The organism is Baaleninema sp. (assembly GCF_049974805.1).
Classification (GTDB): Bacteria; Cyanobacteriota; Cyanobacteriia; order Cyanobacteriales; family Geitlerinemataceae; genus Baaleninema.
This window is the reverse complement of the sequence record NZ_JBNGCO010000135.1, coordinates 1-10,957: the sequence shown is the minus strand read 5'-3', so window position 1 is coordinate 10,957 and position 10,957 is coordinate 1. Positions and strand designations below refer to the sequence as shown.

Sequence of the window (10,957 nt, the reverse complement as noted above, 5' to 3'; positions counted from 1 at the left end):
TACTGTAAAGCCGCCCTAGAAGGGCGGGGTTTCAAACCCAAAATTTTCGATGAAAACCCCCGACTACATCGGTTCCGGCTTAGCCTTTCCCCTAAGTCTCAACCTACAAGGCAACATCAAGCTAAGTCGCGACGACGACAACATCCAAGAATCGATCCGAATTATCCTCGGAACCGACATCGGCGAACGAGTGTATCGTCCCGACTTCGGTTCTCGCCTGTCCGAACTCGTCTTTCGTCCCCTCAACCGCGACACCCTTCTCGAACTGCGACTGCGCGTCGAAGAAGCCCTGGAAAAATGGGAACCGCGCATCGTCGTCCGTAACGTTCTCGCCGAACCCGACCCCATCCTCGGTAAAGTAGACCTAACCATCGAATACCAACTTCGCAACAGCCCCGACCTCTACGAAACGCGAAATTTGGTCTATCCGTTCTACCTGTCACAGTGATGTTGATACGGTGTTGAGGTGAGGAGAAGATGAAGTGCGTCGGGTGCGTGACTTGAAAAATCGGGTGTCGCCATCAAACCGAGAAATCGTCACGCACCGACAATGTAAACCGCTCCCCATCCCATCCGTGCGATCGTACCCTCATCCCCTCATCCCCTCATCTCCCCTTCCAGACATGGATTTCGACTTCTTACCCAACCTGCCCAAATCCAACCTGGACGATCGCGACTTTAACGATCTGATGCAGGAATGCTTGCTGCGGATTCCTCGGTACTGTCCCGAGTGGACCCATCACAACCCCAGCGACCCCGGAATTACGGTTCTCGAACTCTTCGCCTGGTTAACAGACCAAATGTTGATGCGGTTCAACCAAGTTCCCCGTCGCAATTACGTGGCGTTTTTGGAACTGCTGGGAATTCGCCTGCAACCGCCGACCCCCGCCAGGACGGAGTTAACCTTTTACCTGTCTCGGGAGCGTCCGAGTGCTTACACCATCGAGGCGGGGACGGAGGTGGCTACGGAACGGACGGAAACCGAAGAAGCGATCGTCTTCAGTACCAGCGAAGACCTGGTTATCGGAAATCCTCGCATCGTGCATTTTTTCACGACTCCGGAAGGGGACGACCCCGAGACTCGTCCCCTGGATACGAGAATTCTCGGCGGCGACTGGTTGGAACAGGGGAGAAGTTGGCGACAGGACGAGTCGGGAAGTTGGGGAAACGGCGGAGAGGCGACGGAACTGTTTGTGGACGCTCGCCAAGGGAGTTGTTTTTACTTCGTTCTCGACCACTATAGCGAGGAGGCGGAGGGGTCGGAGAACCGCGAAGGCGAGCCTCTGCGAGGGAACGTCATCGCCATTAACTTTCGCGGCGAACCCGCCGGAGGTACGGGGAGTTCGCCGGACAACCCGCCGCGACGCTGGCAGGCTTGGGGCGAAGAAAATCAATGTTGGCGGGATATTCTGAATCGGGAAGCGGACGATCGCACGGATGGGTTTAATTTCGATCGAACCCCGGAACAGGGGGCGGATGTGGTGTTGCACCTTCCCGTCACCTGCAAACCCGTGGATTTCAACACCCCCTATCGCGGTTACTGGATTCGCTGCGTTCACGAAGTTCGCCAGTCGGGAACCTATTTATATATGCGATCGCCGCGAATTAACGGGTTAGGGGTGCGATCGATCGGCGGAACGGTGACGGCGAGTCAGTGTGCGTGGATTCGTCAACCGGAACTGTTGGGAATCAGCGACGGAAAGCCGGGACAGCGGTTTCCCTTGCAATACCGGCCGGTTCTCCACCGCAACGATCGCGAGTACGTGGCGGTTTGTCCCCCCGGAACAGCCTTAAGGGATTTAGCCGATTATCGCTGGCAGGAAGTGGGGGATTTTTCCGACTCCACCGCCACGGCGAACCATTACGTTATCGACGATCGCAACGGCGTGGTTCAATTTGGACCCATCGTTCTCGAACCGGGGGAACTGCAACGCCAAAGTCGCGATCGAGCGCGATCGCAACCCCACGACCGTTACGCCAACGGCCGCGTCCGAGACCTCGATCGCTTCCTCCCCAATTCCGCCACAGAAACCAACGGGAGAGCGGGAGAGCGTCAGTACGGAAAAATTCCCCCCAAAGGTCACGAAATCTACATGACGGGGTATCGCTGGGGCGGCGGCGAACAGGGGAACGTCAAAGCCGGAACCCTCACCAAACTGATGGTCGCCCAAGCCTACATCAAAGGTGCGATTAACTACAAAGGCGCCATCGGCGGCACCCAAGCGGAATCTCTCGAAAGTGCGGTGATGCGAGTTCCGGCGTGGTTGCGAACCCGAGAACGGGCGGTAACGCGGGAGGATTTCGAGTATTTAGTGCGCCAGTCGTCGGCGGTGGCGGTGTCGCGAGTGCGCTGTCTCGACGCGGTAGAAACGGGAATTCCCGGTCAGGTGAATTTGTTGGTGGTGCCGCAAGTGCCGCTTCCGACGGAGTTGGTGCGGGGGATGGCACCGGAACGATTTGCGTTGGACAAGCAGTTTCGCGATCGCCTCAAAGCCTACCTCGACGAACGGAAACTTCTCGGCGTCAACGTGCAGGTGGACTCTCCGGAGTTCGTGGGGGTGAAAGTGCGCCTAGAAGTGGTGTTGAAACCCCAATACGCCGAAAGTATCCGCTTGCAGGAACGCACCCAACAGGAGGTGCAAAGCGTGCTTTACCGCTTCCTCAACCCCGTCACCGGAGGGTTTGAGGGGACGGGTTGGGCTTTTGGCGCCCCGGTGCATCGCTTTGAAATCGCCGATCGCGCCCAACAGGTGGCTGGCGTCAGTTCCGTGGTGGGGGTGCGGCTGTTGCGGTTTCGGAAATCCGGGGACGATTGGATTTGCGACGAAACCGTTGAGGATCTGTTAAAACTCGATCGACACCAAATCGTCTGTTCCTGGGCGAACCGTCCCCCCAGGGAAGCCCGAGCGATCGCCAGCGAAACCCGATTTACCGACCACGATATCTATTTTCTCAACGGTTTCGAGCAGTATCTGCCCCCCGAACGATGACGTTAACGCAATCTCAACCGACGGTTTCCCTCAAACTCCATCCCCAGCAGCTACCCCGTCGCCAGTCGGACAGTCCGCTGAGGGTTCGCGACGATTTAGCGACGCCCGAATCAGCGGCGTTGGTTCTCGAACCGGGAGAGTTTCGATCGATCGTGGTGGAGTTGCGTCACAGTTGGCGATCGCCGTTGAATTTGGAGTTAGTGTTAGAACATCCCACAGACTTACCTTCTGGGTGTTTTCGCGGTTGGCACGAGTCGGACAATCCCTATCAACTGGGACTCGACGAGGAGGTGCAACCCTCCCTCGAACATCGCTACAGCTTTCCTTCCTTGCCGCCAGAAGAGACGCAACGGCGGGTTTTGTTTTTTTATCTCCCCGAAGACTTTTTCGAGTCAGAGGCGGCAATTACGGGGTCTCGCCCGCGACTGACGTTAGAGTATCCGTTGCAACTGCGCGTCTACGCCAGCTTACCCCATTCCAACCGACGACAACTGGCAAACTTTGCGGCGTTTGGATTGCAGATTCGCCCTCAAAGTTTGTACTTAAATTTGTTGCCGAATATTTACCAGGCTAACGACTTTTTAGAGCGGTTTTTAAAAATATTAGAAGAAGCCTTCGATCCCACGGTACGCACCAGCGAAATGATGTGGGCGTATCTCGATCCGTTGGTGGCACCGAAGGCGTTGTTACCGTTTTTAGCCCATTGGGTGGGGTGGAAACTCGATCCGCGACTTTCGGAGTTACAAAACCGCCATTTAATCCGCCACGCCGTCAATCTCTATCGCTGGCACGGAACGCGGGCGGGATTGCGATTGTACCTTCATTTATATACCGGATTGCCGTTGAGCGATCGCGCCATTGAAATTCAAGAAGTATTCGATCGTGGTTTTCGGTTAGGGGAGACGGAGTTAGGCTTAGATTCGACGCTCGGAGCGGGGCAAGCTTATCATTTTACGGTGGTGTTGCGTCCGTCTGAAGATTTAGAAATTGACGAACCCTTAGTTCGAGAAGTTATCGAACGGTACAAACCGGCGTTTTGTACTTATAGTTTGCAAATTTTCCCTGAAAATTCCTGAGAATCGGGGTGTTAAAAGTGTTTGCCTTCAACTGTTGACTGGATTGGCATTGCCTCGATCGCCGTTTCCCCTCCGCGCGATCGGTATGTCCGTGCGGGTTTCTGCCAAACAGGCATAAGTCAGAGTTATTATATATAAATTTTATTTATCGAAGGTTTTTTGGCGTCGATCAAAATCTTCCTAGACTAGATATTGATGTTGAAAGTTTCAAGCAGGTCTAAAACAGGTATGGCAACTTATCTCGTAACTGGCGCAAGCGGCGGCATCGGTGTCGAATACTGCCGTCAGATAACCCAACGAGGGGACGAAGCGATCGCCGTCTGTCGTTCGAGTTCCCCAGAATTGGACAAGTTGGGCGTTCGCGTCGAAACGGGAATCGACATCACCTCCGACGACGCCGTGGCGGATTTAGTGTCTCGCTTACAGGGAAAAGCGATCGACGTCTTGATTAACAACGCCGGAATTCTCAAACGCATCACCCTCGACAACCTCGATTTCGACAGCATTCGCCAACAGTTCGAGGTGAACGCTTTAGGGGCGTTGCGAGTAACGGCGGCGTTGCTTCCCAACCTCCACGACGGCTCGAAAGTGATTATGATGACCAGTCGGATGGGATCGATCGACGACAATACCTCCGGCAGTTCCTACGGCTATCGAATGTCGAAAGTGGCCATGTCAATGGCCGGAAAATCCCTTTCTCACGACCTCAAACCCCGAGGCATCGCCGTAGGCATCCTGCATCCGGGGTTGGTGAGTACCCCCATGACCAATTACAGTGGTATTTCCCCAAAAGAGTCCGTCACCGGATTGTTAGCGCGGATTGACGAGTTGAACTTGGACAACACCGGAACCTTTTGGCACGCTAACGGTGAAGTCTTACCGTGGTAGTCGAGCTTCCAGAGATGGGGAGATGGGGAGAGGGGGAGATGTAGATCGCACAGAAGATATGTCTCATCACCTCATCATCCCCTCACCCCATCATCCCTTCACCCCATCATCCCTTCACCCCATAATCCCCTCAACACTACTGGCTGGGAATCTTGACGAAGATATCGTAGCGACTGCTGCGATCGTCGAGGATTCCGGCGCGGACGCCGATGGCGTCGATGGCGTTGAGAACCGCTTGTTGGTTGTCCGGAAGGCGCGGTAAAAACAGGCTGGATTCCCCTTGGCTATCGGCTAAGTTCAGGAAAAACAAGCCGTTGCTGGGGTCGGGTTGTCGGGGAACGACGCGCTCGAACAGGGAGGTTTCGGACAGGAATTCGGCATCGCTGGGAACGAGTCGATCGGTCGTGGGAACGCCGACGCTGAAAAATGCCAGACTGCTGGTGAGCCAACCGTGGGTCACGTCGAGTCCTTTGCGCCGCGTGTCCCATTGCACGAGGGGCAACCCCGACAGTTCCCCTTCTTCGACTTTAAAGTTGTATTCTTCGGCAACGGCGCGATCGATCTTGTCGAAGAACGAATCGGCAGAGCGACGATCGCCCGCTTGCGCCATCAAGACTAAGGCACCGGGGAAAGTGGCGTCTGTAGCCTCTGGTGCGGGAACCAAGGCCAGGGCGAACTCTCCCGTCATCCACGAGAGGACTTCCGCTTCGAGATCGACACCAACCGTTTGTTGTAAAGCACTCCGCAACCAAGCTGCATCGAGGGGAAGCAGGGCGTTAGTGCGAGCGTTTTGTAAGTAATCTTGCCAAAGTTGTTTGAGGTTCGACCCCGCCACCACCAAGACGGTTTCCGCCGGAAGGCGATCGATCGTCGTGGGGGGTTGGTTGCGTTCGGGATTGAAAGTCGTTTCGCTATTGGGCGCCAGCCAGGACAGTCCTTTAAAGCGAATGCCCTCGTTTTCCAGGTTGACGGCGATGGCCACGCCTTGGGTTTCCACCTGTTCGATGGCTTCCGGGTCTACGGTACGGGTGGAGGTTTCGGAAATGGCGTTTAAAGCTTGGGGAACGTTGACGAAAACGTTGGCGGCGTTAGGGTCGTCCACTTCTAGAGTTTCCCAGGCGCGGTTGTAGCCGGGGGTGGAAACGATGGAACCGTTTCCTTTATAGGCATCGATGGCGCGATCGATGGCGCTGGAGTCCGTTGCAGCTACGAGGAAGCGGCGATCGATAACGGCGATGGCGTAACTGGAGCCGTTTTCCTGTCGTTCGCGGACGGTAATACCTTTATAAGTGCGTTCTTGCCAAGCCGGGGATTCGCCATCTTCCTCCGCCAGTTCTCGAACGCGCCTCAGATTGGCGATGGGTAACACGAAGAGCGCGGCGCGATCGGCTTGCAGGTCTTCCGGTTCCGTGTCCGAGGTAATCGGCGGCGGCGCCAGGAAAGCGACCGTGATTCGATCGCCGACCCAAGGTTTGATGTCGTCAGCGTAAGTGTAGCCGATTTCGCCGAGCAGACGTTGTTCGAGGGCGGCCAAGCTATCGCGAAATAACCTCTGGCTTTCCGGCGTTCCGTAGCGAGTCAGCCGTTGCCAGCGATCGGAGGTGGTCGAAACCGACAGCGCCATCAGTGCGTCTTCGGGAACCAAACGAGCGCCTGCCATCACCGTCTCGTCCGAGGGTTTGCGGGACAGAACCCAATAGGCCAGACTCCCACCGAAAATCAGGAGTGCCGCTACACCCAACAGGCGCCAACGAGAGGATTTCCGAACTGTCATCATAGGGGCTGCTTGTGAGAGTCAGATAGCTGTATGCCTTGCCTCTGACACTGTATCAGGATTCTTCATCGATTCGATCGCTCCCCAAGCCGGGAAGCACAAACCGCGATCGAAAATACCCAATTTGCTTCACACCGAGCCTTTGGGGCGGTTTTCCCTTACGAGAACTTTAAAAAAGCCACAAATACGATGAAGATTAGACAAACCTCACCTCGGAAACAAGACACAGCGAAAATCCATCTCATATATTGGAATCAAAGGGCTGACTTGTAAAGCTACGAAGAGCGCCAACCGTGACTACGACACTGCCTTCGCAAGTAACTTCGTTCGATCGACACCAACCCACCGGTGTCGCCATCTTCTCGGAACCCGTTCATGCTTCCGTGAACAACCGCTTCAAACGCGCCCTCGACATCGCCGGTGCGGTGGTCGGGTTAGGCATCACTGCCGCTGTCGCCGTCCCTGTGGCGATCGGAATGCAGCTTTCGGACCCCGGTCCGATTTTTTACAGCCAAATTCGCTGTGGTTATAAAGGTAAACCGTTCCGGATTTGGAAGTTTCGATCGATGGTGGTGGATGCCGACCGCAAAAAGCACCTCGTCGAAAACGAAGCCAAAGGGTTTATCTTCAAAAACGAAAACGATCCGCGCATTACGCCGATCGGACGTTTTCTCCGCCGTACCAGTTTAGACGAACTGCCTCAGTTCTGGAACGTTCTCATGGGAGACATGACCTTAGTGGGAACGCGGCCGCCAACGCCGGACGAGGTGGAACGCTATAACGCCCATCACTGGCGCCGTCTCGATGTCAAACCGGGCATTACTGGAGAATGGCAAGTGAACGGCCGGTCTACTGTGAAAAATTTTGAAGATATCATCGAAATGGATCTTCAATATCAAGAAAAATGGTCGGTCTTCTATGACTTGCAACTGATTTTTAAAACGCTTGCTGTTGTGTTTAAAGGAAGCGGTGCTTGTTAATTCGAGAAATTCTTTCTTGGTGCATCTCACCGTTTCGCTATCAAACAATTTAATGATTGCCGATACATCTCAAAGCCCGCTCCGCAGCGGGCTTTTTGGTTTGTTGGTTCAATTTCAGGGTCTTCGGAGTTTGAGGTGATAAGCATATTTTATACCTGGTCATCCCCCCTTCGCCCCCCTTTGAAAGGGGGGTTGGGGGGATGCGGCCCTACGCAAATTTTGTATTCCAATTTACCAATTACACCATAATCTCCGAAGACCCAATTTCACCGCCGAGGAGCGATCGTCGTCTTCGTAGCAGCGACGGGCGTCCCCGTTGGGGCGGGAATACGCCGATCGCTTGCCACGTGGAAAACATCTCGAGCGATCCGTCTCGGGTGCATCTCACTTTTGCAAAAACATCAGTTTGGGGTGGCAAAATTCCCGATTAGCACTTCCGGTATAAGATCCCCGGCATCTCCAAGATGCCGGGGATCTGGAAATTGAGTGCGCCCAATTCGATGAATCTACATTTTTGAGATGCACCCTCCGTCTCCTTTAAGACCCCCGCGCAGCGGTGGCGATCGCAATTTTCGAGGAAATTTTCGTCGTTCGCACCAAAAAAGGGGTCGATCGACCTCTTCACATCTACTGTAAAAAAGTCGATATTCCGTGACTGCTAAGGTCTAAAAACCCCCCAAACCCCGAAATGTCCGGCCAATTCCCCTATTCATGTAAATCTTTGCAACGATACTAAAGATTTACCGTAAAAATCGCTCAAATCGACCGAGAAATTAATGAAATTGTCATAGAGATATCTCCAACAACGGATCTGACCCCATCCCTCAGTTTCTCCAACGTCATGTCTGGATACACCGCTACCACCTTTGCACCCGTTCAAGGATTCATCGAAAAATCTCGCAAACTTCGCGACCTCTACGGCGCATCTTTGATTCTATCCTACCTCAGCCGACAAATTACCAACGCCGCCGAAGCATACAGCAAGTCAATTTCGGTGATTTGTCCCGGCGACCCCAACAACACCAAAGGACTCCCCAACCGTATCTTAATCAAAGGAACGTTACCGGAAGAGACGATTCGTCAAGCTTTGTTAGACGGCTGGGGTCATCTGCTGACGGAATGTCAGGACTGGGTTGAAGAAAAACTTACCAACTACGATTATCACTGGGATCGAGAATGGGGACTTTGGCGAAACCACAGTTGGGAAATTTTCTGTGGCTGGGGAGATAGTATCCCCGAGGCGATGTACGACCTTGAACGGCGGAAACTGGCGCGAGATTGGAGTGCAGTGAACTGGATTGGCGAAAGTTCTAGTTTGTCGGGAAGTGATGCGATCGCCTGGAACGAACTCGGTTCGAGTACGCGCAATCCCCAAATTTTACGTTACGGGGACGAAAAAGAGAAGATCGATCGATTTTATCAGCAACTTTCAGCGGTTCTGGAAGGAAAAGGACTCGACGAAACACCAGAAGGTAAATTTCTCGATCCTTCAGAACGGGTCAGTATTCCCGAATTGGTGAAACGGTTGGTGACACATCCTCAAATTGCTAATCGTATCAGTGACGACTTCCCTCAACTCGATCGCAGCTTCTCTGATGTTATCCGGCTTCCCAACCCCGAAACTCAAACCCCCGGACGCTGGACGGGTTGGTTTATGGGAGATGGCGATAAAGTTGGCGAACATCTCAAGCAATTGGGAGATGGTGAAAACCCAGATTTTACCTTAAAAGAATTCAGCGAAGCGATGCGGAACTGGGGTAAACAATTCGAGCGAGATTTTCCCAGAAAACTCGGTCGCGTCATCTACGCAGGTGGCGACGATTTCCTCGGTGTGGTGTACGACAGCACCCCGAATTTAACCGCAGAAGAATTAAACGAAAGCACACAAACATTGAAGCTCGATTCGTGGAAGTGGCTGCAAGAACTTCCAGTGAAGTGGCAAGAACACGGCCAGAATATTAACCTCAGCGTCGGTTTTGTTTGGGCGGGTCAAAGCGTTCCCCAACGAGATATTTTACAGCATTGTCGCGAGGCGGAAAAGCGATCGAAAAAACTCGGACGAAACCGCCTTACCCTGCGTGTAGTGTTTAACAGCGGACAGTTCGTGCAATGGACTTGTCCTTGGCAATATCTCTCGATTCTCGATTGTTATCGCGATCGCGATGGCGGACAAAACTGGGGACATATCTATAATGATATGGCACAACTGAAAGCGCGACACGCAATTGAAAATATTCGTATTTCAGAAGAGGATGAATGGGAAGAGGAATCTCAAATCAATGCTGATGCTTCGATCGCGATCGCTTTAGCCAATATTTACTTTCATCCCAATACTGAAACCTTTGTTAATCTCGAACCCGGCACATTAGGCAATTTTCTATTCCGAGAATTATTTGAAGCCGATCCTCCGCCTCACTGGACTTACGATCGCTTGCAGCAAGCCTTTATTAATTGGTTTGACAACCTAGTTTCCATTGGCTGGCATCTGAGCCACTAGATGCATTACGCAGAACTCTCATTAACTGGATGTTCAACCCATTTTTTAACCGCGTAACACGCCCAAACCTGCTTAAAATACCATCATGTTTCGATATTTTATTACCATTCGCCCCCTCGGCTTCCTCTACGCCAGTGCAGGCGGATTTCTCTCCCCAGAAAACCTTGTCGGACGCTCTCAATCCAAATTTCCCCCCGACGCCTACACCCTTTCAGGGCTGATTTTCAGTGCTAACAAATCTCAAAAATTTGCCAGTCAAAAAGAGTTAAGCCAAAAACTCTTCGTCGCCGGGGCATTTTGGGCAAAACTCGACGAATTTCAAGTCTCTCAAGAGTTTTACGTGCCGATTCCTTCAACAAAGATGATTGGGAAAGAAGACATTAACACCTGGGAACTCCACGAAGAAGGCTGGCGACAATCTAATCCTGATTCTGATATGACACCCGCATTTAAATGGCAAAAAGTCTCAGCCTGGAACCAAGATGCTCAAACTCTTTTACAACAGCAAGCCGTGGCGAAACCTAAGTGGAAAGAGGTTTCGATGCTTCATCCTCGACTCAAACACGACCAACGATGCGTTCGCGAGAAAGATGGTCTGTTCCTCGAAAATGCCGTTCAACTCCATGACAACACCTGTCTTGTCTACCTATCTACCGTTGCCCTAGAAGCCGGGTGGTATCGCTTCGGTGGTGAAAATCATCTCGTCGAAATCGAATCCTACGAACTCAAAGAGACTCATCCTATTGTTTCAC

8 protein-coding genes are annotated in these 10,957 nt (G+C 52.9%); 7 read left to right on the top strand and 1 reads right to left on the bottom strand.

Annotation, left to right across the window (positions count from 1 at the left end; genetic code table 11):
• Positions 1-49: 49 nt before the first annotated feature.
• The 4 genes from ACP5D4_RS19025 (at position 50) to ACP5D4_RS19010 (ending at position 4,954) form a co-directional block, all read left to right on the top strand.
• Positions 50-448: a GPW/gp25 family protein gene (locus tag ACP5D4_RS19025; RefSeq protein WP_428013192.1), complete on the top strand. Its 399-nt coding sequence runs from the start codon at positions 50-52 to the stop codon at positions 446-448.
• 34 nt (positions 449-482) lie between these two features.
• Entirely contained in the window at positions 483-2,990 is a 2,508-nt protein-coding gene (locus ACP5D4_RS19020) for a putative baseplate assembly protein (protein ID WP_428013191.1), read from the top strand.
• Positions 2,987-4,066: a phage tail protein gene (locus ACP5D4_RS19015; protein ID WP_428013190.1), complete on the top strand. Its 1,080-nt coding sequence runs from the start codon at positions 2,987-2,989 to the stop codon at positions 4,064-4,066. Before ACP5D4_RS19020 ends, ACP5D4_RS19015 begins: the two co-directional genes overlap by 4 nt.
• Positions 4,067-4,294: 228 nt before the next feature.
• On the top strand, positions 4,295-4,954 hold the full coding sequence (locus tag ACP5D4_RS19010; RefSeq protein ID WP_428013189.1) for an SDR family oxidoreductase: 660 nt from the start codon (positions 4,295-4,297) through the stop codon (positions 4,952-4,954).
• A gap of 136 nt (positions 4,955-5,090) precedes the next feature.
• Here the strand turns inward: ACP5D4_RS19010 and ACP5D4_RS19005 are convergent, their stop codons facing one another.
• Complete coding sequence (locus ACP5D4_RS19005) at positions 5,091-6,731, bottom strand: DUF3352 domain-containing protein (RefSeq protein ID WP_428013188.1); 1,641 nt, start codon at positions 6,729-6,731, stop codon at positions 5,091-5,093.
• 302 nt (positions 6,732-7,033) lie between these two features.
• Here ACP5D4_RS19005 and ACP5D4_RS19000 point away from each other — a divergent pair, with 302 nt between their 5' ends.
• From ACP5D4_RS19000 to ACP5D4_RS18990, 3 genes are all read left to right on the top strand, one after another.
• Positions 7,034-7,708 carry a sugar transferase gene (locus ACP5D4_RS19000; protein ID WP_428013193.1) on the top strand — a complete coding sequence of 225 codons (675 nt, stop codon included), beginning with the start codon at positions 7,034-7,036 and terminating at the stop codon, positions 7,706-7,708.
• An 841-nt stretch (positions 7,709-8,549) separates the two neighbouring features.
• Positions 8,550-10,205: a Cas10/Cmr2 second palm domain-containing protein gene (locus tag ACP5D4_RS18995; RefSeq protein WP_428013187.1), complete on the top strand. Its 1,656-nt coding sequence runs from the start codon at positions 8,550-8,552 to the stop codon at positions 10,203-10,205.
• Positions 10,206-10,290: 85 nt separating this feature from the next.
• Positions 10,291-10,957, top strand: a 667-nt coding sequence (locus ACP5D4_RS18990) for a CRISPR-associated protein (RefSeq protein WP_428013186.1), incomplete at its 3' end; no start/stop codon positions are given.

Coding starts and splice junctions, on each gene's coding strand:
- ACP5D4_RS19005 (WP_428013188.1), bottom strand. CDS start 6,731: ATGATGACAGTTCGGAAATCCTCTCGTTGGCGCCTGTTGGGTGTAGCG.
- ACP5D4_RS19010 (WP_428013189.1), top strand. CDS start 4,295: ATGGCAACTTATCTCGTAACTGGCGCAAGCGGCGGCATCGGTGTCGAA.
- ACP5D4_RS19025 (WP_428013192.1), top strand. CDS start 50: ATGAAAACCCCCGACTACATCGGTTCCGGCTTAGCCTTTCCCCTAAGT.
- ACP5D4_RS18995 (WP_428013187.1), top strand. CDS start 8,550: ATGTCTGGATACACCGCTACCACCTTTGCACCCGTTCAAGGATTCATC.
- ACP5D4_RS19015 (WP_428013190.1), top strand. CDS start 2,987: ATGACGTTAACGCAATCTCAACCGACGGTTTCCCTCAAACTCCATCCC.